We start from the raw sequence: 26,685 nt of genomic DNA on the forward strand, positions 1-26,685 counted from the left end.
GCCACTCGCCACCAGGATTGCTCCCGTGCTGCCGTTCGACTTGCATGTGTAAGGCATGCCGCCAGCGTTCAATCTGAGCCAGGATCAAACTCTTCAGTTCAAACCTGTTACTGTTTTTCGGTCTCTTCCGAGACCGGTCGCTCACTCAACGTACTGACGAATGATTAACCTGTCGGTGTGAATCCACCCCAACAGGAAAACCTTCCTTTAATACTCGTGTGAGACTTGATACTTTCGCTTTATGGCAGGCTCCGAAGAACCCACCCGCATCGCGCATCAAGCGCCACACTTATCGGCTGTTAATTTTTAAAGATCGAGTCCGCATTCACTACCAAACCGGCACCGCGTTGCACCCACATCACAACCACCCGGTACCGCTTCGTTCTGCGTCGCTGCATCAGCAGCAGAGAAGCGAGATTATGAAGAACTTTCGCTACGCCGTCAACAGGTTTTTCTAACTTTCTCAACCCGTTCACTTCGCTGAAAGCCTTGCCACTGCTGGCTCTCCCGCCCCCCGCGCCCCGGTGTCCGAGGCACGAAAGAGCGAGATTCTAGCGAGCGGAACGGCGCCTTGCAAGCGTTATTTTGATACGCATGGATTGCGCCAGAAATGGCACGGAGATGGCACACCAAACTCACCCGAAGCTCAGCCGAAAACCACCTCGTTCAGGCGGCCGCGCGCTTCTGCATCACGCGCTCGACTACGCCCAGATAATGATCGAGGCCCGGCGTCGCGCGGTTCTCTTCTTTAGCGCGATCGTCCCATTTGCGCAGGCGCAATGCGTCTTCCGCGTAAGGCTTCTGTAGGAACGCCTCAGCTTCTTCCTTGCTGAAGATACCGCCTTGCAATTCCAGACTCCGCACCGAATCGGCGGAAAGCTGGCCGAAGTACGCATCGTCGATTGCACAGAGGCAGCGCTTTGCGTCGACGTGCAGGCGGATCGGCTCCAACACCGCGTCCGGCAACACCGGCCGCAAGAACGGCAGCGCGAAATACTGATGCAGATCGTCGATGCCCCGCTCCGTCGGTGTTTCGCCTTGCAGATTCAGCAGATGGCCGAGGTCGTGCAGAAACGCAGAAGCAACGAGTTCATCGTGAGCGCCCGCCTCTTCCGCCAACGTGCCGCTTTGCAGCGCATGTTCAAGCTGCGTCACCGGCTCGCCGCTATATGCGAGGTTGCCGTACTGCTCAAATAACGAACGGATGTCGTTCAGACTCAATGCCACGCTTTTACTCCCACGGTAATGAAAAGGTCTTCAGGTTGGTGAAGCTCTTCATCGCTTCCTGAACGCCTTCCTTATAGCCGAGCCCAGAATCCTTGATGCCGCCGAACGGCGTCAGCTCGATCCGGTATCCCGGCACTTCCCACACGTTGACCGTCCCCACACGCAATTCATTGATGAAGCGTGTGATCGCGTCCTGCCGGTTCGTGCATACCCCAGACGACAACCCGAACGGTGTGCCGTTGCTGATCCGAATAGCGTCGTCGAGCGTATCGAAGGTGATAATCGGCGACACCGGGCCGAACGTTTCTTCGCGCACCAGCGTCATTGACGGGTCGACACCATCCAGCACCGTCGGCGAGTAAAGCGCGCCGTCGCGCTCGTTGCCGATCCGCAAGCGCGCGCCGGCCGCGATCGCCTCGTTCACACGCGCTTCGAATAGCTGCGCGGCGGCGACGTCGATCACGGTGCCCATTTGATTTGATGCATCGAACGGATCGCCGTAGGTCCATGCGCGCGTCTTCTCCACGACCAAATCGGTAAAGTCCGCCGCGATGCTCTTCTGTACCAGCATCCGCTTGACCGCGGTACACCGCTGGCCGGAGTTCTTATACGAGCCCTGCACGGCAAGCATCGCCGCACGATCGAGATCGGCGTCCTCGAGCACGATCAGTGGGTCGTTGCCGCCCAGTTCCAGCACGATGCGCCGATAGCCCGCCTTCGCCGCGATGTATTTGCCGATCGCCACGCCGCCCGTAAAAGTCACGAGCTCCGCCAGAGGATGCGTGATCAACTCGTCGGCGATTTCGCGCGGATCGCCGGTCAGCACCTGCAGCATCGGCGTCGGCAAACCCGCTTCGTAAAGAACGTCCGCCAGATACAACGCCGACAAAGGCACCTTCTCCGACGGCTTGAGCACCACACGATTATTCGTCGCGATCGCCGGCGCAATCTTGTGCGCGACCTGGTTCATCGGATGGTTGAACGGCGTAATCGCCACGATCACACCAGCCAGCGGCTCACGCTGCGAAAACACACGACGCTTCTTGCCATGCGGCGTGAGATCGCACGAAAAACTCTGCCCGTCGTCGCGCAAGGCTTCGATCGAGGCGAACTTGAGCACATCGGCGACGCGGCCGATCTCGTAGCGAGAATCCTGCTTCGACAAACCCGACTCGAGCGAAATCAGGTCCGAGGCTTCCTCAGTCCGCTCCCGCAGCAATGCCGCGGCGCGCTCGAGAATCTGCGAGCGCTCGTAGCGAGTGAGCTTCGCCTGATACGCAGCTGCGTATTCGAACGCGGCGCGCACGTCGTCGATGCTCGCCAACGGGACCGTGCCCACCCGCATCCCGGTAAAAGGATCGAACACGTCGAGCGTGCGCGAGCGCGTAGCGCGCTCGCCTTTGAGCCGCAGCGCTTCCGCTCGAAACGCCGGATGGTCCTGCAGCACGGCGTTCATGATGCCGACACGTGATTCAATGCGATGTCGAAAATATCGAAGTTGCGCAGCCGCTTGCCGGAAGGCAATCCTTCGACGCGGCGATTGAACAGCAGCGGCACTTCCTGCTCGGAGATCCCGCCGTGCGAGCGCAACGGCACGGTCAGTCCGGACAGATCGTGTTCATCGCGACGCGTGCCGAGCACTACATGCTGGGTACTCACCACGACGATATCGCCCACACGGTCGTTCGGCAGCTCGAAGCGCTCGCATGCGGCGCGATTGTTGAGGACAACTTCGATGCCCTGCAAACCGCCGATCCGTTCGATCACCTGGGCGACACTCACATCCTGCGGCAGGTAAATCGTCGCGAATGAACCGAGCGCACCGTGATGCACGACATACGGATCGGTAATCGGTAAGATGACACGGGCGCGGCGAACACCAAGCCAATCGTCCAGCACGTCCTGCAGATAGATCACGTTCGGCTCGCCGGTCTTCGCGTCGTGCTTGGCGTTCATGCCGTGGTCGGCGGTCAGGCCGATCACCCACCCGAGCGCGTCGAGCTTCGCGAGGTAGCCATCCATCATCGCGTAGAACGCGTTCGCGCCTTCGGTGCCCGGCGCCCATTTGTGCTGGATGTAATCGGTGGTCGACAGATACATCAGGTCGAGCTTGCGGGTTTCAGCAAGCCGCACACCGGCGGCGAACACGAACTCGGACAAACCCGCGCTATACACATCCGGCACCGGCAGGCCGACCAGATCGAGTACTTCGTCGATGCCGTTTTCTTCGCGCGTCACCTTGTCGGCTTTTTCCGCCGAAAAGCAGATGCCCTTCAATTGCCAGCCGAGCAGCCGGCGCAGCTTGTCTTTCGCGGTGACTACGGCGACCGCGGCGCCTGCTTCGGCTGCGGCGGCCAGCAAGGTCCCCGCGCGCAGATAGGCCGGATCGTTCATCATCACTTCCGCGCCTTCGCCGCCGTTCGCGTCCGGGTCCCAGAAGTAGTTGCCGCAAATACCGTGCACCGAAGGCGGCACGCCGCACACGATCGAGAGGTTATTCGGGTTGGTGAACGACGGAATCACGCAGTCGCCCTTGAACGCCGCGCCGCTCTTGAGCATCTTGCCGATGAAAGGCGCGACGCCCGCCGCGACCGCGGCTTCGAGGTAATCGTATTCACAGCCGTCGACGCACACCACGACAGTCGGTTGCGCGGGCAGCCGGTAGCTGCGGCCATTGACTTCGATCGTACGTTCGCTTGCGTTTGCCATCATTACCTTCCATGCGTTGAGAGCACGTGTGCTCTAGTCAATCCGTTGCAGCCAGCTTCAATCGTTCGATACCGCCGACATCTGCACCGCGCCGAGAGGCCCCGCCAGTTCGCACGCTTCACGCGCGCGCTGCCGGCCGCCGCTCACATGCGCATGCATCAGCGCCGCGGCATGTTCGGCGTCGCGCGAGGCCAGCGCCGTCAGGATCGCGCGATGTTCGGCGAGCGAGCGCTCCATCGCGTCGGCATGCACCACCAGCGCGGCGCGGCGAAACAGGCTCAACTCGCTCACCAGCCTTCGATACGTCTCGTACAGCTTGCCGTTGCCCGATGCCGCCACGATCGCGCCGTGAAACGCCACATTGGCGCGCGCGTAGGCATCGTGATCCCGGGCGTCGAGCGCCGCGCGCATCGCGTCGAGCCACTCGCGCAACACGGCAAGCTTGCGCGCATCGATACGCGCAGCCAGCAGCCGGCACGCCGCCTCTTCGAGCACCGCACGCACCGCGTAAATCTCGTCCGCTTCCGCCAGCGACACCGTCCGCACGAACACGCCGCGGTTTTTCTCGGTGCGTACGAGGCCCGCTTGTTCCAGCGCGCGAAACGCCTCGCGCACCGGCCCGCGCGATACCTGCAGACGCGCGGCCCAATCGGCTTCGTTGAGTTTGTCGCCGGGCGCGAGCGCACCTTCGATGATGTGCCGTTCGATCTCGTCGCGGACCAGCGCCGTCAGCGAATGCCTGCGCACAACCTCGATCGGATCGACAGAAGCGGTTTGCATATATTCGGTCATTTTGACATATTTCGCCACATCGATATGGGTATGTGCTCGCGCACCGTCAAGTCACGCAAGCACAACCATCAGAAGGTGCTCGTCAGTCCACTCGACGGCGCGGGACACGCGCCGCGATCAGCAGCAGCGCAGCAAGCGAGACCATCAGCAGAATCAGCGACAACGCGGAAGCCGGCAGGTAGTAACCGCGCTCCACCTGACCGACCACAACGATCGGCACCGTCGCAAAGCCCGGCGGGTACACGGTAAGCGTGGCGCCGAGTTCGCCGAGTGAGAGCGCGAAGCCAAGTGCGAGACTCGCGCGGATCGCCGGCACCAGTTGCGGCAGCACGACGCGGCGCAGCACCATCGAAGGCGGCGCACCCAGACTCGCTGCCGCTTCGCGCAGAATGGTCAGTTCCGGACGCAACGCAGCGGCCGCGCAGCGGTAGCAGAACGGCAGCACCAGCGCGAGCTGCACGAACACGACGATCGCCGCCGAGCTCGACAGATCGAACGGACGCTTGTGGTACGCGATCAGCACAGCGAGCCCGAGCACCACGCTCGGCACCCCATTGGGCATCATCGCAATGGTGTCGACGACCGCGCCGAGACCGCGCCGGTCGCGCCCTTCGAGCGCCAACGCCAGCCACAGCCCGAGAATCGTGCCGAGCACGGCGACGCCCATGCCGATTGCGAGGCTCGTCGTCAGCGCGTCGAAGTCGCTGGAAGCCAACCGTTCGAACCAGCGCATGCTGAGGCTGTCGGGCAGGATCGTGCCCGACCAGTGCCCGGCCACGCTCGATAGCGCGACCACCAGCACCGGCAAGACGAACAGCCAGAAGCACAGCAACGCGGCAAAACCGAGAAACAGGCCGCCGAGCATGCGCACCGGCAAGCTGCGGCGCACCGGCCGCGCCTTCTTGTGCATGACCGGTAAAACGGTCGGGTCGAGTTCAACGGCCATGGCCCGCTCCTTTCACCTTGCGACGGTTGACCTGGCGGTACAACGCGTACAGCGACAAAGACATGATCAGCATCACGACCGCGCCGGCGGCGGCGGTCGGCAGATCGAGGTCGACGGTCGCGGAACTGTAGATAGCGACCGGCAGCGTGATCAGATGCGCGCTGCCGAGCACGAGCAGAATGCCGAACTCGTTCAACGTCAGCAGAAAACACAGGATCGTGCCCGCGGCGATGCCCGGCCACGCGAGCGGCAGGATCACCTTGAACGCAACCATCCAGCCGCTTGCGCCGAGACTGCGGGCGGCTTCGATCAAACGCATGTCGAGCGTGGCGAACGACGCCAATGTCGGACGCACGACAAACGGTGCGTAGAAGACCACTTCCGCGAGAATCACGCCGCCCACGCCGAACAGGAAATTGAGCGGCGGCGCTTCGAGATGAAACAGCTGCTGCAAGGCGATGCTGACCGAGCCTTGCGAGCCATACAGAAAGATCAGCGTGAAGGCGACCAGAAACGACGGGAACGCGACGAACAGCTCCAGGAAACGGGTGACCAGGCGCGCGCCGGGAAACGGCTTGAAGAACAATAGCGCCGCGAGGCCAATGCCGAGCAACGAGGCGAGCCCGGCACTCACAAACAGAATCCACAGCGTCGTGCCGACCACGCCGCGCGTTTCCGGATTGCCGAAGAACGCCGAATAGGCCTGCAGGCTCAAACCGTGCGGGCCGGTGAAACTCAGCAGCACCAGACGCACGAGTGGGTAGATCACCAGCGGACCCAGCACGACCACCGCAAGGAACAGCAGGTGCCATTGCGCCGCGCGTTCGCGGCGCTTGACCGCCGCCGTGTGCGAGGCCGCGCTCGCGCTGCGGCGGGCCTCGGCGGCAGCGCCGGCCGCGTTGAGCGGATTGGGGGTATCAGGGGTTGATAAGGACGACATCGTCAGCCTCATAACGCAGGGAAACACGCGCGCCCTTCTCCGGCATCATGCCTTGGCCGCGCTGCATGGTGACAAGCACGGGCTCGTTAGGCATCGCGTCCAACGTGACCGACACCGACAGCACCGCGCCGTACCATTCGACCGACGTAATCGCGCCATGCAATTGCCCTTCGCCGAGCGGCACGATGCGCAGCGCTTCCGGACGCAGACAGGCCACCCGCTCGCGTTCGTTGTAGCGCACGTCGCCCATGCTGAATGCGACCTGCGGCGGCAGAAGATTGGCCGCGCCCAGATAGCGCGCGACGAAACCGTCGTTCGGCGTGTCGTACAACTGCTGCGGCGTACCGAGTTGCGCGATGCGGCCTTCGCGCATCAGCAGCGTGCGGTCGGAAAGCACCAGCGCGTCGTCCTGATCGTGCGTCACGCAGACGATCGTCAGATTCGGCAGGCGCTCGTGCAACGCCTTCAGTTCGGAACGCACCGACGCGCGCAGATTGGCGTCGAGTGCGGAAAGCGGCTCGTCGAGCAACAACACGTCGGGCTCGATCACGAGCGCGCGCGCCAAGGCCACACGCTGCTGCATGCCGCCCGACAATTGCGCGGGCATGTGATGCCCGGCGTCGCCCAGTTGCACGAGCTTCAAAGCATCGGCAACACGTCGCGCGACATCCTTCGACGACGTGCGGCGCGCGCGCAACCCGAAAGCCACGTTATCGAACACCGACAGATGCGGGAACAGCGCATAACTCTGAAACAGCAAGCCGAGATTGCGCTTATGCGGCGGCACATGCGTCAGGTCGTGACCGGCAACAGTCAAGGTGCCCGACAGTCCGTCCGCTTCAATGAACCCGGCGATGAAGCGCAACAGCGTGGTCTTGCCGCAACCACTGCGGCCGAGCACGGTGAGCAATTCGCCGCGCTGAATGGTCAGCGACAGATCGTCGAGCACGGTGCGCGAACCAAAGCGCACCGTCAGATGGTCGATCTGCACGCCGCCCGGCATGTTCGAACGCGCGGCGTCGAACGCGTCCGGTGAGGCGCCGAGCGCGCCTGGGTGAGCAAGACTGGCCGTATTCACCGGGTTCATCCTCCAACTAGATTAATGCTGATACGGCGCCACGCACGAATGCACGAGGCGCCGCCTGACTCAATGGCGAACTGTCCGGCTTACTTCGGCTTAACGACTTCGATCTGCTTGCCCGACGAACCGATCACGTCGCTCTTCCAGCGTGCCGTCCAGTCAGCCTTCTTCGCCATCACTTGCGTCCAGTCCACCGGGATCAGCGTCACGCCCGCGATCGCCTGCTTGACTGCCTCGCCGTTCTTGCCGGCGAGCGGCACGTCGGTGCGGCCCGGGATACCGAAGATATCCGGCACCTTGGCTTGCACGTCGGTCGACATCAGGTAGTCGATCAGCTTCTTGCCTTCTGCCTGGTTCGGCCCGTTCTTGATCAGACCGATCGCGTACGGCAGCTGGAAGGTGGTCGGCTTATCGCCAGCTTTAGCTGCGAGGAAGATCGGCTTGAGCGACAGACCGCCGTTGGCCGCATCGTCCAGATCCATCTGCAGGTCGCCGTTGGCGAAGGCGATTTCGTTACGCGAGAGCAGCACGTCGAGGTAGCCGGTGCCCTTGGTGTGGAACTTGGCGCTCTCTTCGAGCTTCTTCAGATAGTCGAATGCCTTGTCTTCACCCATCAGCGACGTGGTCAGGATGATCACGGCCATACCGTCGCCAGCCGTGGCCGGGTTCGAGTAGGCGACCTTGCCAGTGTAGTCCGGGTGCAGCAGGTCGGCGAATGTCTTCGGCTGGTTCTTGGTGACGTCCGGGTTGATCGCGAACGAGAAGTAGTTGTTCACGAAGGTCGCCCATGCACCGTTCGGCGCCTTGGCGATTGCCGGCACGTTCTTGTAGTTAGCGCTCTGATAAGCCTGCAGCAGGCCGCTCTGGTCGGCTTGTTGAATGAACGGCGGCAACGTGACGATCACGTCGGCCTTCGGCTGATCCTTCTCGATGGTGGCGCGGTTCACCACTTCGCCGCTACCTGCCGTGACGATGTTGACCTTCACGCCTTCCTTCTTTTCGAAGGCCGGCAGCACATCCTTATAGAGGTTTTCGAGGCCGTCGGCGGTGTACAGCACCACTGCGTCAGCCGCATGAGCCTGCATCGCCGTGCCGCCAAACGCTGCCGCCGCGATCAGCGCCGGCAACAGTTTGCGCGCAAGGCCAGCCGTGGCGTGAAGGGAATTCGTCTTTGTCATGTCGCTCTCTCCGAAAGGCAAAAAACCAGACGGTCGGGATAACCCGATACCTGTTGTGATTGAACGGCGGCGCGCGCCGTGCCGCTTGCGTGTTGCCCGCAGCCAGTTGCCGTGCAGTTTCGCGCGGATTGCAGATTGCCGACAACTTTGCCGCTTCTTCTCCAGCCTGACTTACAGCTCACCTACGACACTCGCGCTGCCGGCCATGCCTGAACGGGCACGGCAAGGATCACAGGTTTCCATGACAACGCCATGACGATTCTGTCGAATTCCAACAATTGACACAATTCGCCAATAATATACAAACCAATCTTTTCGTCACCCCGCCCGGGCGACGAACATTCATCTGATGACGGAGGCTTGTGTGATCCTTGGAAACGACCCAATCCTGTTGACCCCGGGACCGCTCTCCACCTCGCCGCAAACTCGCGAGGCGATGCTGCGCGACTGGGGTTCGTGGGACGCCGCGTTCAACCGCATGACCCATAGCGTGTGCGCCGAGCTCGTGAAGATCGTACATGGCGAAAATGACTATGTATGCGTGCCGCTTCAAGGCAGTGGCACCTTTGCGGTCGAAGCCGCGCTCGGCACGCTGGTGCCGCGTCAAGGCTGTGTGCTAGTTCCGAACAACGGCGCGTATTGCGCCCGTCTGATCCGGATATTGCAGCGAATGGGGATCGCTTATGTCGAACTGGCGCTGAATGAGGACGAACCGGTTGGCGCGGCCGCCATCGAAGACGCCTTCAATCGCAACTCGCGTATCACCCACGTCGCGCAAGTCCATCTGGAAACGAGCGCCGGTCTGCTCAATCCGCTCGACGATATCGCCGCGGTGTGTCAGCGGCACGGCAAAAGCCTGATCGTCGACGCGATGAGTTCGTTCGGCGCATTGCCGATCGACTTACGGCGCGGCGGTATCGACGCGCTGATCTCGGCAAGCGGCAAATGCCTGGAAGGCGTGCCTGGGATAGGATTCGTGATTGTGCGGCGCAGCGTGCTGGAACAGAGCGAAGGGCGCTCGCCGTCGCTCGCGCTGGATCTCTACGATCAATACGTCTATATGGAGAAGACGACTCAGTGGCGCTTCACGCCGCCGACTCACGTGGTCGCGGCTTTGCGCCAGGCGCTCGATCAATTCATTGCGGAAGGGGGACAAGCGGCGCGCGGCGCTCGCTACACGCAGAACTGTGCGACATTAGTGAACGGCATGAAAGCGCTCGGCTTCGAGCCGTTTCTGAAGCCCGAAGTGCAGGCGCCGGTGATCGTCACGTTCCACGCGCCGCGCGACCCCGCGTGGAATTTTGCAGACTTTTATGCCGCGGTGCGCGAGGCCGGCTACGTGCTGTATCCGGGCAAGCTCACGCAAGTGGAAACGTTCCGCGTGGGTTGCATCGGCGCGATCGATGCGAACGAACTGCATAACGCGGTGGCGGCGATCGACCGTACGCTGAAACGGCTTGGGATTCGCGTGAAGTGACGTGGACACCGCGGAGTACCCGCTGAGCACCCGTGGTGCATGAGGTGCGTGAGGTGCGTGAGGTGCGTGAGGTGCGTGAGGGTGCGTGAAGGTGCGTGAGTGGTGCATAAGACGCTCGCTCATGCGCCGCGGCCGTCAGCCGCCTGGCTGCTCAAACGCTCGGGCGCTCGGGCGATCAGGCGATCAGGATTTCCGGCCCATGTGCCGTGATCGCCTTGCCGAGCGCCTTCTCCGGCGCCAGTTCGGTGACCAGATAACGCGCCGATTCAATGCCGTTAATGCGCACCGGCGTCACGCGCCCGAACTTTGAGTGGTCGGCAACGACCACCACCGTGTCGGCTGCGGCGATCATGCGGCTGCGCACTTCGGCGGCCATGCGGCTGTAATCGGTCAGGTAGCCGTCCGGCGAAATGCCGCCCGCGCCGATGAAGGCGAAGTCCGCGTGGTACTGCGTCAGCTGATGGACCGTGTCGAGGCCAAAGGTGGCGTCTTCAATATCAGACAGTTCGCCGCCGAGCAGCGTCATCCGGTTATCGTTGCGGCGGCCGAGCAGCAGCGCGATACGCCAGTCGTTCGTATAGACCGACAGGCGATGCCGGTCGAGCAACGCCCGCGCCACCGCTTGCGTGGTGCTGCCCGAATCGATGATCAGTGAGGCGCCGTCCGGCACGAACTCGGCCGCGCGTTCGCCGATCGCCCGCTTGGCGCCGGCGTTGGCGGCTTCGCGCGTATCGAGGTCAGGCTCGCGCCGGTCACTCGAGAGCGCGCCGCCGTGGGTCGTGACGAGCAGACCGCGCCCGGCCAGCGCATTCAGATCGCGGCGGATCGTCTCGCGCGACACATTCAATTCGCGCACCAGTTCAGCGACCGAGAGAGCACCGGTTTTGGCGACTTGCGCCAGGATGTATTGGTGACGTTGTTCTGCGAGCATCTGTTGAGGGCCGGAAGCCGGCACGCTTAGGTTTCGCTACGGGTGAAAGGCCGGCGTATTGTATTACGCGCGGCGCGGGGATGCTCCTGCTGGCGCGCTTACCTGCTAACCTGAATGCTCTCGCCGCGAGCCGACGCCTGTCGATGCCGCATAGTCTGTCAACCGAACTGCCGATGCCGCCACTGTTTCGCCGTTTACTGTTGCTGTTCCACGCGTTGCGTTACGGCGCGCGCCTGATCTGGCTTGCCGCCCCGTCCGACCACAAAGTGCACTGGATGATCGAGCTGGTCGGCCGCGTGCATGCGTCCGGGCGCGGCGGCGAGCGCCTGCAAGGCGTACTGCCCGCGCTCGGGCCGCTCGCGAGCCGCTTCGCGCAGACCCTGGTTGAACGGCCCGAACTCGCGACCGGCACCCTGCACGATGCCATCGACGCGATCGATCACCTCGAAACCCCGCTGCCGCCGCAGGAATCCGAACAGGCTTTGGCAGGCGCATTCGGCCGGCCGCTCGCCACGATCTTCAGCGCGGTCGATCTGGTGCCGGTGCGCGGCGGCTTTGCCGAACAGACACACTTCGCGCGGCTCATCGTGCCGGTCAACGGCCATAGCGAAGTGGCCATCAAGCTGGTGCGCGCCGATCAGTTGCAACAGATCGGCGACGAGCTCGCGCTTCTACGCTGGGTCGCGCGCTGGCTGGAGAAGTTTTCCGGCTCGGCCCGCCGCCTGCAACTGCGTACGCTGGCGCAGACCTTCACCGACGACATCCTGCGCCGTTTCGACCTGCGCGCCGAAGCCGCCAATCTGAGCCAGACCGGCCATCATTTCGACGGCGACGCGCGCATCGTCGTGCCGGCCGTGATCTGGGACCTGTGCACCACCCAGACGCTGACCATGCAACGCGTCAGCACCCTGCCCGCCAGCGACCTGGCTGGCCTGCATGCGCATCACATCAAACTCGCGCCGCTGGCCGCGCATATCGTCGAGGTGGTGACTGAACAGGCGTTCGAGCACGGCTTCTTTCACGCGACGCTCGATGCACGCCGGGTGCGGGTGAGCGTCGAACCGGACACGCTGGGACGCCTCGTGCTGGCGGAGTTTGCGATCATGTCGAGTCTTTCGACGGGCGAACGCGAATTCTTCGTGCACGGCGCGACCGCACTGTTCAACCAGGACTACGGCCGGCTTGCCGAACTGCATCGCGATGCCGGGCATGTGCCGCACGACACGCGCACGGAGATGCTCGAAGCCGAGTTGCGCATACGCGCCGAAGCGCACTTCGCAGCCGAGCCGGAAGACCGGTCGGCGGGTTCGCTATTTCATCATCTGCTGCACGCGGTGCATCCGTTCGACGGTGCCGTACCCGGCCAGCTCGCCACCGCGCAGCGCTCGTTCCAGCAGGCGGAGATGCTGGCGCGCGCACTGCATCCGGGCGTCGATACGTGGAATGTCGCACGCAATGTGCTGGCGGGAATTGCGCGGCGCGACATGGATCACCGCGGCTGGATCAAACGCATCTCGAGCGAGTTGCCACATTTGGCGCATATGCTGCCGCGCTTGCCGCAACTGGCCGTGCGCTACCTGCAGCATGAGCATGATCGCGCCCGCACGCCGCAGCAGAATGCACAGCTGATGCTGGATATCAGCCGTGAATATCGGCGTACGCGTGTGCTGCTGTGGGCATGCGCGGTGTGCGGCGGAGTGCTCGGCGCAGGGACGGTATTGTTGATGCGGTGATTTGCAGCTTCGAACAAGACGCGCTCAACGTGCCCCGGCAAGATGGCGGCTTTTCACGTCACCCATCTTCGATGCTCGTTTCGTCAATCGTCGCTGTATTCGTCGTGTTGTGGTCGACCGGTTTCGTGGTCGCCCGGGCGATCACACCCTATGCCGATCCCAATCTGTTCCTGCTTGCGCGCTTTGGCGGCACCGCGCTGATATTCGCGCCGGCCGCGCTCGCCACTCGCGCCGCGTGGCCGACCGGCCGCGATCTCGGCAAGCACATGCTCGCGGGCGCGTTGCTGCAAGGTGTCTATCTCGGCGCGGGCTATTGGGCCGTCGCGCAGGGCTTGAGCGCCGGTGTGATGGCCCTGCTCGGCGCGCTGCAGCCGCTCGCCACTGCTGCCGTCGCAGCGCCCCTATTTGGCGAGCGTCAGTCGCGGCGCGGCTGGGCCGGCATGGCGCTCGGTCTCGCCGGCGTCATGCTGGTCCTCGAACCGAAGCTCACCGCGGCCGCGCCGTCCACCCTGCATGGCGACGCGCCGCCGTGGCTGGTCGTGTTCGTTTCGATCGTCGCGGTCGGCGCGATCACGGCAGGCACGCTGTTTCAGAAAACTTCGCTGGCAAAGGCCGATATCCGCAGCGCAAGTGCGGTACAGAATTTCGGCGCGGCGGTCGTTGCGGCGATTCTTGCGCTGGCGCTCGGCGAGCATCGCTGGATTGCATCGGCCACTTTGTGGGGTTCGCTAGCGTGGGGCATCGTGATGCTGTCGGGGATCAGCGTCACTTTGCTGGTGTGGATGGTCAGGCGCGGCGATGCTGCGCGCGCCACCGCGCTGATGTTTCTCGCGCCGCCGCTCGCCGCACTCGAAGGGTATGTCGGCTTCGGCGAAACGCTGCTGCCGGTGCAGATCGCAGGATTTGCGGTGGCGCTGGTGGGCGTGCTGCTGGCGCGGTCGTGAGGGTTTGAATGGCACCCTCGCCCGCCCGTCAACCCGCGGATCAATCCGCCGTGTCGGCGCCAGCCGGCACTTTTGCGCGCGCCTTGCTGCCTGGGGCCGGTGCCCAGGCCGGGCGGCTCTTGCGCTCCGAATCCGCCACGACGATGTAGCGTCCCGCCCATGGGGTAATCTGGCGATCGCTTTTCAACACCCACAGCGATTTGCCGGACTCGACGAGCGCTGCATATTCGGCATCGAGAATGCCGTAATGGTCGATAAATGCATTGAGAGACGCGGGAATCCGCACGCAGCCCTTCGAATGGCGGATACCGAGCAGCGGCTCGAGCCGGTCCGGGTCGGTGGCATGCATCTGGAAACGCATCTGCGACATGCCGCCCTTGCCCCAACCCCGTTCGCCCTGGGCCCAGCCGAGGTCAAAAATCCGCATGTCGCGCTTGCCGTAGCCGCGGATGTGGTTCTCGTTCAGCGTGCCTTCGGAGCGGAAATCCATGTTGGACGGTGTATGTTCGAACACGCCGAGCGGTGTGATGAAGTGGTCGTACTCGCCGGGCCGGCCCGTTGAAACCGGCGACGCGCCGATCATCTGCCAGCTGTCGGACGGGGTTGCCCGGAAATAGATGAACAGCGCCTGAACGTTGGCGTTGCGGTCCACCATCACGACATACTCGCCCGACAGATTGCCGAGCATGTCCTCGCCCAGCGCCGTTTGCAGGCGGTCGGCATAGGCGCGCTGCTCGGCGGCCGGCAGTTTCAGCCGACGCGTCACGTCTTGCGCGAACACGCCCCTCAGCAGGAACGCGCGACGCGGGTCAACTACGCCGGCCGCGTCGGGCGCGGCAACGGCCGACGCGTCGACGGCGGGTGCCGGGTGCTTCCCCGCTACGGATGCCGATGCCTTGGTCGACGCGGCGCCTGAAGCCGACACCGAAGCCGAAGCCGTGCCCGATGCCGCAATAGCGACGCCGCATGACACCGCGCAAAAGACGGCTCCCAGCGCACGCGTCAGATAGCGAACCGAACGACCTGCGCGAGCGGAACACGGCGCAGAGAATAAATCCGACATACACACCATTTCGGTTAGACGATCTACCGATGCGGAAGTGCTACGGTCCGGTGCAGACTGGCTAGGCCGATTGGGGTTGTTCATCGCGTATTTGAGCAAACCTGATTATTATTGACTGCTCGCCGGCTCATGCGGCGCTCGGAACGAGGATGTTACTAAGCAGATTGGCACCTGTCGATGAAGAATCGGCCAATTCACCAATATCACCGTATTGACCGTCAATATTCAACGATCTGTGCAGCGGTTTAAAAGCAGCACAGAGTGAATTTAACGCCAATACTCGCGATAAAAGACCGATTGGTCACATCATGCCCGCAGAACCGTCCCGTTCGTGGGCCCGCCGCTCGTGCAATCCGCGCGAGCGTTCATGGCTGACACTAGCACCGCCCCATACGGAGGAAAGAGGAACATGACGCAACAAGACCCAGCCGCACGCCAGGCAAGTATCGCAGCGGAAATGCACGTCACCACTGAGTTCGACGCTGCACAGGAAATCGAGCGCCGGGTCGCTTTTCTGGCTAACTATCTGCGCAGTAGCGGACTAAAAACCTACGTGCTCGGCATTAGCGGCGGCGTCGATTCGACTACCGCCGGGCGGCTTGCGCAACTCGCGGTCGAGCGGTTGCGCGCCGAACATTACGACGCGCGTTTCGTCACGATCCGTTTACCCTACGGCGTGCAAAAAGATGAGGCTGACGCGCAGCAGGCCTTGAGTTTCATTCGCGCGGACGAAAATCTCGCCATCGATATCAAACCCGCCGCCGACGCGATGCTCGCCGCGCTGGATAACAGCGGCGTGCGATTTAACGACGACTCACAGCACGATTTCGTCCACGGCAATATCAAGGCGCGGCAGCGCATGATCGCGCAATACGCAGTAGCCGGTGCCCGGGCCGGTGTGGTGATCGGCACGGACCACGCGGCCGAATCGGTGATGGGATTTTTCACGAAGTTCGGCGACGGTGGCGCCGATGTACTGCCGCTCACCGGCCTGAACAAGCGTCGTGTGCGGGCACTGTCCAAAGCCTTGGGCGCACCCGAAGCGCTGGCGCACAAGGTGCCGACCGCCGACCTGGAAATGTTGCGCCCACAACGGCCGGACGAGGACGCGTACGGCATCTCTTACGACGATATCGACGATTTTCTGGAAAGCAAACCGGTGAGCGACGCGGTGCGCGAGATAGTCTTGTGCTTCTACGATGCCACGCGGCACAAACGGGCGTTACCCTACACGCCGTTCGATTGGCCGGTGAAGACAGACGGGGGAATGAGAGAAGGAGTGTAACAACCTGAATGCGCGGGGAAGATGCGCGTCAGAAATGCGCTAGACGCGGTGCGTTCTCCCCACTCGACGCCTTCGACGCGTTCGGCTAACGCCCCTGCAACAGGCTCAGTGAGCAGGCGGCGATGCGCCGTCGCTGAACAGATCGGCGCTCGCCTCAAGCGCCAAGCCGCCCAAATGCTTGCCGTGAATTTGCCGCGCGATCACCTCGCCCACATACGGCACGTCCGCGTCCAACTCGACCGTGGCGTAGGCGCTGGGTTTCCCGGCGTCGACCACCTCGACGCTTTTCGCGTAATGCCCAAGCTCGCGTTTGAGGAATTCCCGCACTTCCTGCTCGCTGCACGATTCCGCGATATTGCGCACGATCAGGTTCATGCCGCCTACCCTCGGCGCGCGTTACGATCCGCGGCATGCACCCGCACCGGGCGCAGCGTTGCGCGCTGTTTCGCCTGAGCCGCTGCGAGTTGGCGGATCAATGCAGCGCCGGCAGCAGCCAACGCAGCCAATGACAGATAGAAGGCAATCATTTAAATCTCCCCTTCGAATTTCGTCCTGTTTTCAGGATAGCCACAATCGACAACAAAAGCGATGCGACACAATGTCGTAAAAGACGGACTTTAAAACTTCCGTTAATGCACTGTACCTGAATAAGCAGCGGTAAAAATAGCAAAACACATGTTCATTCAGTGATGCAGGCCCGGCACACGCGCCAGACGCGGACGCTGGACGCAAAAAACCGGGCTGCGATACGCATCGCCGCCGGCATCCTACGGGGGACGTGCGCAAAGGGCGGACTGATCGTCGGGATCAGTCCGCCGCTTGCGCATTGGCCGCACTCACCCACCACGCATCCGCCGAAAGTGAGCGCCAGTGCGGCAAGGCATGAATGGGCCCTGGCGAGTCTCCGAGAATAAGTTGGGGCAGCGCGCTGCTAGCTGCACGGCTGAATACGCGCGAATGAACAACCAGTGCGACGCGGGCTGAGACCGGTGGCCTCACGGCGCGCTGTCGCGACCGTCGCCACGCCCGTTGTTGTCACCGGTCGCGACATCGAGACGGCTCACGTCGCAGGACGTCTGGCTGAAGCCCGAATAGACCACGGACCAGTTACCGACAATCGCGGCTTGCGCCTCCGCGAGGCTCAGTTTCCCTTCGCAAACGCAGCGTTTGAGCATGACCGCGGCGCGCGCCTTGCGACGCTCGCCCTGCTGGCCTGCCCACGGCAGAAGATCGAGATTGGAGGGTGCATTCGGCGAGCCGCCGAGCACAATGGGCACGCGCCTGTCCTGTGCGAACGCGGGACCGCCGTCGGCGCCGATGCCGCGCGCGGCAAGCATGCGGTCCTTGTGAGCCATCAGCTCATCGAACGGCGGTGCGACCATGTCCGCATAGCCGGGTCGGCAAATCGTTTCGCTGACTGAATCCTGCGTGACGCGCTCGTCGAGCATCGCTGAATCCTGAGCCCAGACTTCACCGACGCGCAATGCGAGTACCGCTGCGAAGCCGAGCAGGAACGCAAAGCGCCTCTTGCGGGCAGGACGCGCGGCGCCGCACCGGCGCATGAGCGTCGGCGGAGCCGCCTGATATGTACTGCTGGTTGCGTCGCTGTAATGGATGATGCAACGCTTGTCTGCAATGCCTGCGTTCATTCGTCGGCGCGCCGGTAGCGGCGCGCAATTGTTTAATTCGCAGACTAATTAAAACACATTCAATATTCCTGCGTGAAAAAGGCGCGCTTGCGTACGCCTGTGAAGATGCGTCCAGATGCGCTTGCAGGTGTCTGCCGGCGCGGCCTTGCCGTGTACGAATACACGTTGCGAGACCGCGCCGAACCACAGGATAAAGGCAACGCCGCTATCTGCATGCCGCTCATGCGCGACTCCAACAGCAAGCTACGTCAACCGGGTCTCGCCACCCGAGCCTGCAAGGCGCGGATACGCCCGAGCGCCTGAATATTGGACACCGTCGCGTCATACATCTTGGCGAGATCCGCTTTGAGCGCGGTACGCGAGCCGCCGTCGAGATAGACCATGTGCCCCGACGGATAAAAACGCGCCGACAGATTCTGCCGGACCTGCTGGCTGAGAAGCGGCATCTGCTGCAGATCGATCACCGTCTGATAGAACGGCGTGACGTAGTCGAAGAAACCGTTCGCCGACAGCACCTTCAGGTCAGGATTGAGCGCCATCACGGCGGCAAGATCGCCGGCGGTGTACAGAATGATGTTGCCCTTCGCGTCAAGCCCCTTCTGCGCGCCGGTCGGGTCGATATGACTGAAGTCCCAATACTGGAATGCCTGATCGTTGAGGTCCGTGAACGCCGAATTCGACGTGTATTTCAACTGCTCGTTCAGATACACGTTCCACATCGTCGTGTAGACGCCGGTCACCGCCGTCATGGTCGGATCGTTGCCGCCGGAGTTCGGGTCGATCTTGCCGGCGATGCCGGTGTTGATCGCCGTCACGCGGCCGTCGTACTCGCCGAGCGCGAGACCCTGTGCTTTCAGCAACGTAGTCAAAAAGAGCGAATTGCCGCGGCTGTCGTACGACGCGATATCGAGGCTCCAAGCGAGCAAGGTGGTTTTGTCGATACCGGTGTATTCGCTGAGTTTTTCGACCGTTGCGGAATCCGTAGTCGGAAACTTGCGGAGCGCCGCCAGATAGTCGGTGCGCGCAAATTGCGCCACTTCTTCGGCAAACGTGCCGAGGTCGGTCGGCCGCGGCGCAATGCCGAGTTTCTTGTGATACCACGCGTCCGCAGCAGTTGTGGGCAACGCGCCGACTGGGTTGCCGGCTTGCGTGTAATCGAGAATGGACGATTGCAGCGTGATGCCGTTCAAATCGACGCCGTCTTCATGCAGCCGGTACGCCAGCACGCAACTGCGCGCCGTGCCGTAAGACTCGCCGAACAGGTACTTCGGCGAATTCCAGCGATTGTTCTTAGTGAGAAAGCGCTTGATGAACTGCTTGATCGAGTCCGCGTCCTGGTCGACACCCCAGAAGTCGCGGTTTTTTTTCGGCGCGATCGCCGCCGAATAGCCGGTACCGACCGGATTGATAAAGACGAGGTCGCTCTTGTCGAGCAGACTGTCCGGGTTGTCTTCCATCGAGTACGGCGCGGGCGGCGTAAAACCCGGCATCGACGTCTTGATGCGGCGAGGCGCGAACGAGCCCAGCAGCACGAACACCGAAGACGAACCCGGGCCGCCGTTGTAGAAGAAAGTCACCGGGCGGGTTTCCTCCTTCTGATTGTCCTGCGTGAACGCGACGTAGAACATTTTGGCTTTGGGCTGTGAACTGCTCGGGTCGACAATCACGAGGTGACCCGCCGTCGCCGTGTAGTTGATCTTCAGGCCGCCGATCGTAGCCGAATGGTGCGTAATCGCGGCGGCTTCAGCGATATCGGTGACGGAATCGTCCGGCCCGTTGCCATAAGCAACCGGATCGAAGAACGGCTGATCGCCTGCTTTGTGCGACGCGCCGGCGGCGGCCGTTGCGGGCGAAGCATGCGAGTTGTGTGACGACTGCGGACTAACGGAAGCTGACTCGGTGTTCGTCATGATCGCTCCATGGGTTCGTTCGTTAACGTCTTGATATGTCTTGATATGTCTTGATGAGTCTTGGTATGTCTTGGTGTCTCTTGTCTGTCCTGCGTTGCCTGCGTCTCCTGAAGCCATGCACGGTACCGCCTGCGGTCTGAACGCGGCGCACCATGGGACAAGCGCGGACGACTGGTGAGCGCCTGAGCTGGCAATCAGCCAGGCGTCACACGAACCGGTCCGCGACTCTTCAGACTATAGTGCCGCCGCCACCTTCTGACCATTGGGACTGCCGAGTCCCGTGCACGCATCCCAGCCCGGCGACGCGGCGAAGCTGCCGTTGTTGCCCTGGGTGATGTCGTTACACGCGCCCGGCGCCTTGTACAGCTTCGGGTTGATGAAACCGGCCGGCTGCCCCTTCGCCGCATTGATCCGCGCAATCAACGCCGCCCACAGCGGTGCGACCGCGCTGGTGCCGCCCACCACCGTCTGCGTGCCGTCGATCAATACGCTATAGCCGGTGACGGGCGACGCATCGCCGGCCACGTCCGGCACGCCACGCCCGCTAAGCGCCGTCCTGGCGCCGCTCGATGAAGTGGCCAACAAGCCTTGTTGCCACACCGGCACCGGAAAGGCCCGGCTCACGCCACCGCCGCTCGCGCCGCCTTGTGCGCCGTCGTTCCACACCACCTCATCCGAGATCGAGGTGCCCGACGCGGTCAGGCTCGTGCCGCCGCATGCCAGCACATAAGGGCTCGACGCCGGGAAGTCGACCTGATCGCTGCCGGAACCGTCGCTCGAGCCGCTATCGCCCGACGCCGCGCAGACAGTCAAACCCAAGGCCGCCGCCGTTTGCAGCACGCTGTTGAACGCTTGCAACGACTGGCTGGTCCAGCTCGACTCCGGACCGCCCCAACTGATCGAGACGACCGAGGGTTTGTTGGTCGTGTCGTGTACCGCGCGGCTCACCGCGTCGATGAAACCGGCGTCGCTGTTCTGCGTGAAATAGACCGCGATCGTCGCGCCGGGCACAATCGCACCGACGATTTCGATGTCGAGCGTGACTTCGCCGTCGGGCCCGTTCGGGTCGCCGCTCGGCTGATTGCTGCCCTGATCGACGCCGACCGGTGTCACCTTCGGTGAAGCGACGCCAAGGCTCGCAAAGTAACTCTTGAGATCGGACGTGTTGTACCCGCCACCGAGTTCGATGATGCCGACGCATTCGCCGCTGCCGTCGCCCTGCGGAAACTGATACAACGATGCGAGCTGCGGCGGCGTAAAGGACGCCTGATGCGCTTTAGCCGCCTGGAACGGCGGCCGGATGCGAAAGTGCGGTCGCGCCTGGGGCCGGTTATCGAGCCCAAGCACGGCCTCCACGATGCCGTGCAGATCGTCCGGCACGCTGATCGTGCCGGTGCGGCCGCGGAACTGGCCCGCCGTGTGATGCTGGTAATGTTCCAGCTTGACGCCGAACGCGGTCTGGAACTGCGCAATCGTGCCACTCAGCAACACCATGCGCGTTGCCGGATCGTCCCGCACCACCGTCAAGCCGTGTGCGGCGGCAAAGGCTTTGACCTTGGCGATGTCGTCCGGCGCGGCGCCGTAATCTTTTGCAAACGCTTCGCGCGAAAGTGGTTTGACGCTCGGGTCGCCCGCTTCGATCTTGCTCATCAGTGCATCGAACTGCGCCTGCTGCTGACGGCGCAGCATCACGAAAACCTCGATCCGTTCTGCCGGATCGCATTGCCCAACAACTTTCGAACCTTGCTCTACCGTTCGCTCGCTTCCCGGCAGCGGTTGTCTATTGACCATGGTGTCGATTCTCCTGTTAGCGTGACGGCGCGGGCCGCAAGGTGGCCCCCTAACACGGCGCGCGTCTGCACGAACTCACCGCCTCGCTACCGGCGGCAGATTGCTGTTTCAAGGACTTCGCCAAACCGTCCGACCTATGCATTCGAACACAGTTCCGGCGTGCGCGGCAGTTGTCCGAATGGCTAACGCCGGGTTGGATCAATGCGCATCGTGCAGCAGCCGCGCTATGATGCTGAAGCGGCAATCCAGCCGTTGCAGCGCCTCGCGCGCCGCCCGCGCGCATGATCGAAGAATCAGAGGAACCCCCATGTCAATTTCGATGTATCAAGCGTCATTGCCCCTGCTGGTGCGCGGCATGACCAACCTCCAAGTCATCCTCGGCAAGGCCGAGGCGCACGCTGCCGAGAAACAGATCGACCCGTCCGTGTTCACGAACGCCCGGCTCGCGCCGGACATGCTGCCGCTGGTGCGTCAGGTCTATATCGTGAGCGATACGGCGAAGGGCTGCGCCGCGCGTCTGGCTGGCGTCGAAATGCCGAAGTACGAGGACGTCGAACAGACCTTCGAGGAACTCGATGCCCGCCTTCAAAAGACGATCGATTATCTGAAGGAATTCAATGCGCAACAGATCGACGGATCGGAAGAACGTCCGATCACGCTGAAAATGCGCAGCGGCCCGATCGAGTTCACGGGCTTGTCATATCTGCTCGGTTTCGTGTTGCCGAACTTCTATTTTCACGTCACGACGGCGTACGACATTCTGCGTCACAACGGCGTCGAACTTGGCAAGCTCGACTATCTGGGCGGCATCAAGTAAGAAGGCCCGCGTGCTATTGCGTGAGCGTCATGTAATCGCGGCATAAGCAGCACGTGAGCCACACGCGGGCCGCACATGTGCCGCGTGCGAACCACGCATGAACCGCGCACGAGCGGTGCGAGCGGCATCAAATGCGCGGCTGGAATGCGATGATCGCCATGCCGGCCAGCGTGAATGCTACGCCGGCCGCATCCCACAGCGTGGGGCGCACTTTGTCGACGCACCATAGCCACGCGATCGCCACCGCCACGTACACACCGCCGTAAGCCGCATACACGCGGCCTGCGGCGGTGCCGTGCAGCGTCAGCAGCCAGGCGAACAATGCGAGGCTAAGCGCGCCGGGAACCAGCAGCCAGATGGAGCCTCCCTCCTTCAGCCAACGCCAGGGCAAATAGCACCCGACGATTTCGGCAATGGCGGTCACGGCATAAAGCAGAAAAGTTTTCATCGACAGAGAGAAGCGAGTGGTTGTGTTGCCGCGGGACCGTGCGCGGCAGTTTATCGGCCTTTGTCGGCTTTATTAACACAATCATTTAGCGCGCGGGCATGGCTCATGCGACAGCCGTCGCACCTGATCCCTATTCGCTACGTGTCATGAGCATCGCTTCACCCTGTATCGGCATCTCCAAGTTCGGCAGTCAGTCCAGCGAAAGTCGCAGCGCAAAGCCGATCAGCGCCGCTGAGAAAGTCCACCGCTGCAGTGTCTGCGCGAGAGGATGAGCCCGCATCCAGCCGGCGATACGCGCCGCGCCGATCGCGTACATGGCGTCGAAACACACGCCGATAGCGAGCAGCACCAGACCCAGCTCGACCATCTGCAGGGCAACCGGTCCAGCCTCAGGACGCACGAACTGCGGCAATAGCACCGAACAGAACAGCAGCGCTTTCGGGTTCAGCAGATTGGTCAGCAGGCCCTTCACGAAAGCGGCACGCAACGGCTGCAACTCGACACCCGCCGCGCCGCCTTCAGGCAACGCGAATACGGGTGAGCGGAAGATCTGGATGCCGACCCACGCGAGATAAACCGCGCCGCCGTAACGCACCACGTCGTACAACCAGGGCGCACTGCGCAACAGCGCCGCCACCCCGCATGCCGACAGCGTGACGTGCGTTGCCCGCGCCACGCCCAGGCCGCCGGCCGCCGCGAAACCACTGCGCAGGCCGCGTCCGATACTGGTCTGCAGAACCAGCGCCATGTCGGGTCCAGGCACGGCATAGACCACAAATAACGCAGCGATATAGACGATCAGAAGGTGTGCGGAAATCATAGAAGCCTGTTGTTTTTAAGGGCTCTATCTTGCTATCGTCGGCGGAGGGTTTGCTGGCGAAATATAGGGGCATTGGCTTCGTCTTTGGAGGAATGCGCTAACATTCCACTCCCAAACCATGTTTTCCGCTAACACACAATAAGCCCCCCCAAGCCATGGCAACCGACCTCGATAAAACAGACCGCGCGATCCTCGCCGCGCTGCAGAACGACGGCCGCATGTCGAATGCACGGCTGGCCGAGATGGTCGGCCTGAGCGAGACGCCTTGCGCCCGCCGCCTCAAGCGCCTTGAAAACGACGGCTATATCGATCAGTACCGCGCGATGCTTTCACGCTCCGCCCTCGGCCTCGGCGTGGTCGCGTTCGTCTACGTGCGGTTTGCCGTGCACGACCGCGCGGTGGCCACCCGTTTCGAACGCGAGGTGCAGGCAATCCCGCGGATTCTGGCGTGCCACAACGTGTCGGGCAGCGCCGACTACATCCTGCAGGTGGTCGCGCGCGATCTCGACGACTACGGCACTTTCATGCGCGACGAGATGCGCAGCCTGCCCGGCGTGACGTCGGTGGAGTCGGCCTTGTCGCTGCGGGAAATCAAGGCTAACGGCGGGTTGCCGCTGTCCTGAACGCGGACATGGCATAGTCACCCATTTGATACGGCACGAGCCGACCGGACGAGCACGGAGTTTTCATGGATCACGAAAAGGCAAGAGCCGAAGAAACAGCCGCGATGGAGCGCGTTTTGACCGCAACCACGCGAGTAAAAGCGGCCTTCGCGTCGCTGCAATCGCAATTCCCGCCGGCCGGCAGCGGCCAGCCTTCGCAGTTCGCCCTGCAAACTTTCGACGCTGCGTTGCAGGAACTCGAAGACGCCCAAGCCGCATTCGACGAATTGCTCGGCGATCTGCTTGACGGCAATCGTTGAGTGGCATAGCCGGTCTCTTCACTGCATAGCTGCTGCGTAGTACGCGAGCGGTGGCCGTCTTTAGTTCCCATTGGGCGGTCGCCGCGTTATTCGGCGGCGCTCGCTGGACTTGACCGTTAGTTGCGTATTGACGTCCTGGGTCTGGGGGTACCTTAAGGCAGGATCGCCCATCCCCCACCCGGCCTGGTCCTGTGTGCTTCAACGCGCGACTGCATCCAGAAGCGCGTTGAAACACCCGCCGCCCGTCCACTCAAAAACGATATTGGTCCGCAAGCCGGCGATCGCTTCGGCTGCCTTATTCGCCGCTGCACCGGCGCCCTTCATCCGCCTTTCCTTCCTGTCGCTTCTGAAAGACTCAGCTCCTCCAGTAGTGGCGAAACACCCTGCCACAACACATAAAGAAAGAATATTTGCTTCGCTTAACGAAGTATGTTGACTTCTGCTTGCGGGAGTGAATAAAATTCGCCCGTCATCACAAACGGGGCCATTGCCTTGGACACCAGCAGTAGTCGATCTTCGAACAGTTTCACTGCCTGACCGGCCCGACGCCCGCGCTCTCTTTTCTCAGCCGCCGTCTTGCCAGCAGGCAGACGGTGCGCGCCGTAGTAACTCTCTCCGTGCACCTTAACTAGCGCCATTCGGCCGCGCCGTGCTTACGCATGTCCTGCGTCCCCGCGTCCGTCTGGCATCGCGTCGCGAGCATCCGCTCGCGGCAGCGTTCGCTCACGCCGGTTCGATCCGTTCGAACGCCGGCGCGGCCGAGCGCGTGGACGAACACGTGCTTACTCAACGCAGATGAGCAACGCAGATAAGCAACACCGATAAGGAGCCGCCATGCCGGACAGTGACAGTTATCCCTTATGCCGCTCAATTGCCACGCAATTTTTCTTTTGCCTGAGGAAAGCGAGTAGACCTTCGCCGCCGCGCGCCTAGTGCCGGCCGCGCTCCGTGTCTGCTGGCTTTCCGCAATCCGCGTAAAGCCATACGCCCGGAGAAATACCATGTACATCGCCATCCTCGTACCGACCCTGCAGCAAACGCATATCCACAGCGACGCTGCACTCGCGCTTCACAGCATCAAGCCGCACTGGCTCGCCGTGTCCTGGCATCGCGTCAAAGCGTTCCTCTCGAACCCGGCTTCGAACTCAGCTTCGTAATTACCACTGTCAGCATCCGCACGCCTTCGCGATCCGCATGCGCCGCCGTCGTTCGACCACGATCGACCTCACGTGCGCAGCGGATCCCGAAAGCGCGCCACTGCATTCAAATCACACCCACTCAGGCCGTTAAAAATGTCCACGCCAATTGACGTCTCACCACCACGCAGCGCCGTTCTCGACGAGGCCCATCTCGGCGACATCAGAGGCGCGCTCGGCACCATCTCGCACCACGACACCGCACCTCGCAACAACTGGTGGGCCCGTATCCGAACGCTGCTCGCGATCCTCGGGCCCGGCCTCATCGTGATGGTCGGCGACAACGATGCCGGCGCTTTCGGCACCTATACCCAGGCCGGGCAGAACTATGGGACCACGTTGCTGTGGACCATGCTGCTGCTGGTACCCGTTCTCTTCGTCAATCAGGAAATGGTGCTGCGCCTCGGCGCCGTGACCGGCGTCGGCCATGCCCGGCTGATCTTCGAGCGCTTCGGCAAGTTCTGGGGAGCATTCAGCGTAGTCGACCTGTTCATATTGAACGCGCTCACCATCGTGACCGAGTTCATCGGCATCACGTTCGTGCTGGATTTCTTCGGCATTTCGAAAGTGGCCGGGGTCTGCATCGCCGCCGCTGTGACGATGGCCGCGGTCAGTACAGGCAACTTCCGGCGCTTCGAGCGCTTCGCGGTCGTGCTCTGTTTGTTGAGCCTGTTGCTGGTGCCCGTGCTGGTGTCGATTCACCCGCCTATAAGGACTTTCCCTTTTTTGCAAGCTCGGGGTTCATTCATCCATTCGTTTGACTCCCAAGTGATCTGGGACACATTCGGCATTGAGCGGCGAGACAGACTGCACACCTATAAGCGGC

General features: G+C 62.5%; 28 protein-coding genes and 1 rRNA gene. 9 read left to right on the forward strand and 20 right to left on the reverse strand.

Annotation, left to right across the window (positions count from 1 at the left end; all coding sequences use genetic code 11):
• The 9 genes from GNZ13_RS29755 to phnS all read right to left on the reverse strand — a co-directional run.
• Positions 1 to 100: ribosomal RNA gene (locus tag GNZ13_RS29755) — 16S ribosomal RNA — on the reverse strand; the annotation flags it as partial.
• A 566-nt stretch (positions 101 to 666) separates the two neighbouring features.
• On the reverse strand, positions 667 to 1,227 hold the full coding sequence (locus GNZ13_RS29760) for a phosphonate degradation HD-domain oxygenase (protein ID WP_172171262.1): 561 nt from the start codon (positions 1,225 to 1,227) through the stop codon (positions 667 to 669).
• A 4-nt stretch (positions 1,228 to 1,231) separates the two neighbouring features.
• Positions 1,232 to 2,683: a phosphonoacetaldehyde dehydrogenase gene (gene phnY, locus GNZ13_RS29765; protein ID WP_172171264.1), complete on the reverse strand. Its 1,452-nt coding sequence runs from the start codon at positions 2,681 to 2,683 to the stop codon at positions 1,232 to 1,234.
• Positions 2,680 to 3,936 (reverse strand): phosphonoacetate hydrolase, encoded by a 1,257-nt coding sequence (gene phnA / locus GNZ13_RS29770; RefSeq protein ID WP_172171266.1) that lies wholly within the window; start codon positions 3,934 to 3,936, stop codon positions 2,680 to 2,682. The genes phnY and phnA overlap by 4 nt, the downstream gene beginning before the upstream one ends.
• Positions 3,937 to 3,993: 57 nt before the next feature.
• Positions 3,994 to 4,728 carry a phosphonate utilization associated transcriptional regulator gene (locus GNZ13_RS29775; RefSeq protein WP_172171268.1) on the reverse strand — a complete coding sequence of 245 codons (735 nt, stop codon included), beginning with the start codon at positions 4,726 to 4,728 and terminating at the stop codon, positions 3,994 to 3,996.
• Positions 4,729 to 4,810: 82 nt separating this feature from the next.
• Positions 4,811 to 5,674, reverse strand: coding sequence for a 2-aminoethylphosphonate ABC transport system, membrane component PhnV (phnV, locus tag GNZ13_RS29780; protein WP_172171270.1), 864 nt, complete (start codon positions 5,672 to 5,674; stop codon positions 4,811 to 4,813).
• The gene (locus GNZ13_RS29785) at positions 5,664 to 6,614 is read right to left on the reverse strand and encodes a 2-aminoethylphosphonate ABC transporter permease subunit (protein WP_172171272.1); all 951 of its coding nucleotides are present in this window, start codon (positions 6,612 to 6,614) and stop codon (positions 5,664 to 5,666) included. The genes phnV and GNZ13_RS29785 overlap by 11 nt, the downstream gene beginning before the upstream one ends.
• The gene (phnT, locus tag GNZ13_RS29790; protein ID WP_172171274.1) at positions 6,592 to 7,692 is read right to left on the reverse strand and encodes a 2-aminoethylphosphonate ABC transport system ATP-binding subunit PhnT; all 1,101 of its coding nucleotides are present in this window, start codon (positions 7,690 to 7,692) and stop codon (positions 6,592 to 6,594) included. Before phnT ends, GNZ13_RS29785 begins: the two co-directional genes overlap by 23 nt.
• A gap of 89 nt (positions 7,693 to 7,781) precedes the next feature.
• Positions 7,782 to 8,873, reverse strand: coding sequence for a 2-aminoethylphosphonate ABC transporter substrate-binding protein (phnS, locus tag GNZ13_RS29795; RefSeq protein ID WP_172171276.1), 1,092 nt, complete (start codon positions 8,871 to 8,873; stop codon positions 7,782 to 7,784).
• 349 nt (positions 8,874 to 9,222) lie between these two features.
• On the opposite strand from phnS, the gene GNZ13_RS29800 reads away from it, so the two are divergent.
• Entirely contained in the window at positions 9,223 to 10,350 is a 1,128-nt protein-coding gene (locus tag GNZ13_RS29800) for a 2-aminoethylphosphonate--pyruvate transaminase (protein WP_216675072.1), read from the forward strand.
• A 175-nt stretch (positions 10,351 to 10,525) separates the two neighbouring features.
• Here the strand turns inward: GNZ13_RS29800 and GNZ13_RS29805 are convergent, their stop codons facing one another.
• Positions 10,526 to 11,281: a DeoR/GlpR family DNA-binding transcription regulator gene (locus GNZ13_RS29805; RefSeq protein WP_172171278.1), complete on the reverse strand. Its 756-nt coding sequence runs from the start codon at positions 11,279 to 11,281 to the stop codon at positions 10,526 to 10,528.
• A gap of 173 nt (positions 11,282 to 11,454) precedes the next feature.
• Here GNZ13_RS29805 and GNZ13_RS29810 point away from each other — a divergent pair, with 173 nt between their 5' ends.
• Together GNZ13_RS29810 and GNZ13_RS29815 are read left to right on the forward strand one after the other, a co-directional pair.
• Entirely contained in the window at positions 11,455 to 13,014 is a 1,560-nt protein-coding gene (locus GNZ13_RS29810) for an ABC1 kinase family protein (protein ID WP_172171308.1), read from the forward strand.
• Positions 13,015 to 13,085: 71 nt separating this feature from the next.
• Entirely contained in the window at positions 13,086 to 13,958 is an 873-nt protein-coding gene (locus GNZ13_RS29815; RefSeq protein ID WP_172171280.1) for a DMT family transporter, read from the forward strand.
• 40 nt (positions 13,959 to 13,998) lie between these two features.
• On the opposite strand, the gene GNZ13_RS29820 is transcribed toward GNZ13_RS29815, so the two are convergent.
• The gene (locus GNZ13_RS29820) at positions 13,999 to 15,021 is read right to left on the reverse strand and encodes a L,D-transpeptidase (protein WP_236002250.1); all 1,023 of its coding nucleotides are present in this window, start codon (positions 15,019 to 15,021) and stop codon (positions 13,999 to 14,001) included.
• Positions 15,022 to 15,430: 409 nt separating this feature from the next.
• On the opposite strand from GNZ13_RS29820, the gene nadE reads away from it, so the two are divergent.
• A complete protein-coding gene (gene nadE / locus GNZ13_RS29825; RefSeq protein WP_172171284.1) occupies positions 15,431 to 16,306 on the forward strand; it encodes an ammonia-dependent NAD(+) synthetase in 876 nt (291 codons plus the stop codon).
• A gap of 105 nt (positions 16,307 to 16,411) precedes the next feature.
• Here the strand turns inward: nadE and GNZ13_RS29830 are convergent, their stop codons facing one another.
• The 5 genes from GNZ13_RS29830 to GNZ13_RS29850 form a co-directional block, all read right to left on the reverse strand.
• Positions 16,412 to 16,681 carry an RNA-binding protein gene (locus GNZ13_RS29830; protein WP_172171286.1) on the reverse strand — a complete coding sequence of 90 codons (270 nt, stop codon included), beginning with the start codon at positions 16,679 to 16,681 and terminating at the stop codon, positions 16,412 to 16,414.
• Between the two features lie 5 nt (positions 16,682 to 16,686).
• On the reverse strand, positions 16,687 to 16,833 hold the full coding sequence (locus tag GNZ13_RS29835) for a hypothetical protein (RefSeq protein WP_172171288.1): 147 nt from the start codon (positions 16,831 to 16,833) through the stop codon (positions 16,687 to 16,689).
• Between the two features lie 468 nt (positions 16,834 to 17,301).
• A complete protein-coding gene (locus GNZ13_RS29840; RefSeq protein ID WP_172171290.1) occupies positions 17,302 to 17,955 on the reverse strand; it encodes a hypothetical protein in 654 nt (217 codons plus the stop codon).
• 248 nt (positions 17,956 to 18,203) lie between these two features.
• Positions 18,204 to 19,865: a S10 family peptidase gene (locus tag GNZ13_RS29845; protein ID WP_172171292.1), complete on the reverse strand. Its 1,662-nt coding sequence runs from the start codon at positions 19,863 to 19,865 to the stop codon at positions 18,204 to 18,206.
• 234 nt (positions 19,866 to 20,099) lie between these two features.
• On the reverse strand, positions 20,100 to 21,656 hold the full coding sequence (locus tag GNZ13_RS29850) for a S53 family peptidase (RefSeq protein ID WP_172171294.1): 1,557 nt from the start codon (positions 21,654 to 21,656) through the stop codon (positions 20,100 to 20,102).
• A 307-nt stretch (positions 21,657 to 21,963) separates the two neighbouring features.
• Between GNZ13_RS29850 and GNZ13_RS29855 the strand changes: the two genes are divergently transcribed.
• The gene (locus GNZ13_RS29855) at positions 21,964 to 22,473 is read left to right on the forward strand and encodes a DUF1993 domain-containing protein (RefSeq protein ID WP_172171296.1); all 510 of its coding nucleotides are present in this window, start codon (positions 21,964 to 21,966) and stop codon (positions 22,471 to 22,473) included.
• A gap of 127 nt (positions 22,474 to 22,600) precedes the next feature.
• Here GNZ13_RS29855 and GNZ13_RS29860 read toward each other — a convergent pair whose 3' ends face one another.
• Both GNZ13_RS29860 and GNZ13_RS29865 read right to left on the reverse strand, forming a co-directional pair.
• Positions 22,601 to 22,921 carry a YnfA family protein gene (locus GNZ13_RS29860; RefSeq protein WP_172171298.1) on the reverse strand — a complete coding sequence of 107 codons (321 nt, stop codon included), beginning with the start codon at positions 22,919 to 22,921 and terminating at the stop codon, positions 22,601 to 22,603.
• Positions 22,922 to 23,111: 190 nt separating this feature from the next.
• Positions 23,112 to 23,741 carry a LysE family translocator gene (locus GNZ13_RS29865; RefSeq protein WP_172171300.1) on the reverse strand — a complete coding sequence of 210 codons (630 nt, stop codon included), beginning with the start codon at positions 23,739 to 23,741 and terminating at the stop codon, positions 23,112 to 23,114.
• Positions 23,742 to 23,896: 155 nt separating this feature from the next.
• Between GNZ13_RS29865 and GNZ13_RS29870 the strand changes: the two genes are divergently transcribed.
• Together GNZ13_RS29870 and GNZ13_RS29875 are read left to right on the forward strand one after the other, a co-directional pair.
• Positions 23,897 to 24,364, forward strand: a complete 468-nt coding sequence (locus GNZ13_RS29870; RefSeq protein WP_172171302.1) for an Lrp/AsnC family transcriptional regulator — start codon at positions 23,897 to 23,899, stop codon at positions 24,362 to 24,364.
• A 65-nt stretch (positions 24,365 to 24,429) separates the two neighbouring features.
• Complete coding sequence (locus GNZ13_RS29875) at positions 24,430 to 24,663, forward strand: hypothetical protein (protein ID WP_097396989.1); 234 nt, start codon at positions 24,430 to 24,432, stop codon at positions 24,661 to 24,663.
• A gap of 198 nt (positions 24,664 to 24,861) precedes the next feature.
• Here GNZ13_RS29875 and GNZ13_RS53590 read toward each other — a convergent pair whose 3' ends face one another.
• Positions 24,862 to 24,987, reverse strand: a complete 126-nt coding sequence (locus GNZ13_RS53590) for a hypothetical protein (protein WP_268959199.1) — start codon at positions 24,985 to 24,987, stop codon at positions 24,862 to 24,864.
• A gap of 95 nt (positions 24,988 to 25,082) precedes the next feature.
• Positions 25,083 to 25,301: a hypothetical protein gene (locus GNZ13_RS51675; protein ID WP_216675073.1), complete on the reverse strand. Its 219-nt coding sequence runs from the start codon at positions 25,299 to 25,301 to the stop codon at positions 25,083 to 25,085.
• Positions 25,302 to 25,664: 363 nt separating this feature from the next.
• Here GNZ13_RS51675 and GNZ13_RS29880 point away from each other — a divergent pair, with 363 nt between their 5' ends.
• A complete protein-coding gene (locus GNZ13_RS29880) occupies positions 25,665 to 25,820 on the forward strand; it encodes a hypothetical protein (protein ID WP_172171304.1) in 156 nt (51 codons plus the stop codon).
• Between the two features lie 135 nt (positions 25,821 to 25,955).
• A partial coding sequence (locus GNZ13_RS29885; protein WP_236002251.1) for an NRAMP family divalent metal transporter occupies positions 25,956 to 26,685 on the forward strand: 730 nt, incomplete at its 3' end.

Origin of the sequence: Paraburkholderia elongata (genome assembly GCF_013177735.1) — a bacterium.
GTDB lineage: Bacteria > Pseudomonadota > Gammaproteobacteria > Burkholderiales > Burkholderiaceae > Paraburkholderia > Paraburkholderia elongata.

What these genes read in the sequence shown, in the direction of transcription:
- phnY (WP_172171264.1), bottom strand. Translation starts at nt 2,683, where the DNA reads ATGAACGCCGTGCTGCAGGACCATCCGGCGTTTCGAGCGGAAGCGCTG.
- phnA (WP_172171266.1), bottom strand. Translation starts at nt 3,936, where the DNA reads ATGGCAAACGCAAGCGAACGTACGATCGAAGTCAATGGCCGCAGCTAC.
- GNZ13_RS29775 (WP_172171268.1), bottom strand. Translation starts at nt 4,728, where the DNA reads ATGACCGAATATATGCAAACCGCTTCTGTCGATCCGATCGAGGTTGTG.
- phnV (WP_172171270.1), bottom strand. Translation starts at nt 5,674, where the DNA reads ATGGCCGTTGAACTCGACCCGACCGTTTTACCGGTCATGCACAAGAAG.
- GNZ13_RS29785 (WP_172171272.1), bottom strand. Translation starts at nt 6,614, where the DNA reads ATGTCGTCCTTATCAACCCCTGATACCCCCAATCCGCTCAACGCGGCC.
- phnS (WP_172171276.1), bottom strand. Translation starts at nt 8,873, where the DNA reads ATGACAAAGACGAATTCCCTTCACGCCACGGCTGGCCTTGCGCGCAAA.
- GNZ13_RS29800 (WP_216675072.1), top strand. Translation starts at nt 9,223, where the DNA reads ATGACGGAGGCTTGTGTGATCCTTGGAAACGACCCAATCCTGTTGACC.
- GNZ13_RS29805 (WP_172171278.1), bottom strand. Translation starts at nt 11,281, where the DNA reads ATGCTCGCAGAACAACGTCACCAATACATCCTGGCGCAAGTCGCCAAA.
- GNZ13_RS29810 (WP_172171308.1), top strand. Translation starts at nt 11,455, where the DNA reads ATGCCGCCACTGTTTCGCCGTTTACTGTTGCTGTTCCACGCGTTGCGT.
- GNZ13_RS29815 (WP_172171280.1), top strand. Translation starts at nt 13,086, where the DNA reads ATGCTCGTTTCGTCAATCGTCGCTGTATTCGTCGTGTTGTGGTCGACC.
- GNZ13_RS29820 (WP_236002250.1), bottom strand. Translation starts at nt 15,021, where the DNA reads ATGTCGGATTTATTCTCTGCGCCGTGTTCCGCTCGCGCAGGTCGTTCG.
- nadE (WP_172171284.1), top strand. Translation starts at nt 15,431, where the DNA reads ATGACGCAACAAGACCCAGCCGCACGCCAGGCAAGTATCGCAGCGGAA.
- GNZ13_RS29830 (WP_172171286.1), bottom strand. Translation starts at nt 16,681, where the DNA reads ATGAACCTGATCGTGCGCAATATCGCGGAATCGTGCAGCGAGCAGGAA.
- GNZ13_RS29835 (WP_172171288.1), bottom strand. Translation starts at nt 16,833, where the DNA reads ATGATTGCCTTCTATCTGTCATTGGCTGCGTTGGCTGCTGCCGGCGCT.
- GNZ13_RS29840 (WP_172171290.1), bottom strand. Translation starts at nt 17,955, where the DNA reads ATGAACGCAGGCATTGCAGACAAGCGTTGCATCATCCATTACAGCGAC.
- GNZ13_RS29845 (WP_172171292.1), bottom strand. Translation starts at nt 19,865, where the DNA reads ATGACGAACACCGAGTCAGCTTCCGTTAGTCCGCAGTCGTCACACAAC.
- GNZ13_RS29850 (WP_172171294.1), bottom strand. Translation starts at nt 21,656, where the DNA reads ATGGTCAATAGACAACCGCTGCCGGGAAGCGAGCGAACGGTAGAGCAA.
- GNZ13_RS29855 (WP_172171296.1), top strand. Translation starts at nt 21,964, where the DNA reads ATGTCAATTTCGATGTATCAAGCGTCATTGCCCCTGCTGGTGCGCGGC.
- GNZ13_RS29860 (WP_172171298.1), bottom strand. Translation starts at nt 22,921, where the DNA reads ATGAAAACTTTTCTGCTTTATGCCGTGACCGCCATTGCCGAAATCGTC.
- GNZ13_RS29865 (WP_172171300.1), bottom strand. Translation starts at nt 23,741, where the DNA reads ATGATTTCCGCACACCTTCTGATCGTCTATATCGCTGCGTTATTTGTG.
- GNZ13_RS29870 (WP_172171302.1), top strand. Translation starts at nt 23,897, where the DNA reads ATGGCAACCGACCTCGATAAAACAGACCGCGCGATCCTCGCCGCGCTG.
- GNZ13_RS29875 (WP_097396989.1), top strand. Translation starts at nt 24,430, where the DNA reads ATGGATCACGAAAAGGCAAGAGCCGAAGAAACAGCCGCGATGGAGCGC.
- GNZ13_RS53590 (WP_268959199.1), bottom strand. Translation starts at nt 24,987, where the DNA reads ATGAAGGGCGCCGGTGCAGCGGCGAATAAGGCAGCCGAAGCGATCGCC.
- GNZ13_RS51675 (WP_216675073.1), bottom strand. Translation starts at nt 25,301, where the DNA reads ATGGCGCTAGTTAAGGTGCACGGAGAGAGTTACTACGGCGCGCACCGT.
- GNZ13_RS29880 (WP_172171304.1), top strand. Translation starts at nt 25,665, where the DNA reads ATGTACATCGCCATCCTCGTACCGACCCTGCAGCAAACGCATATCCAC.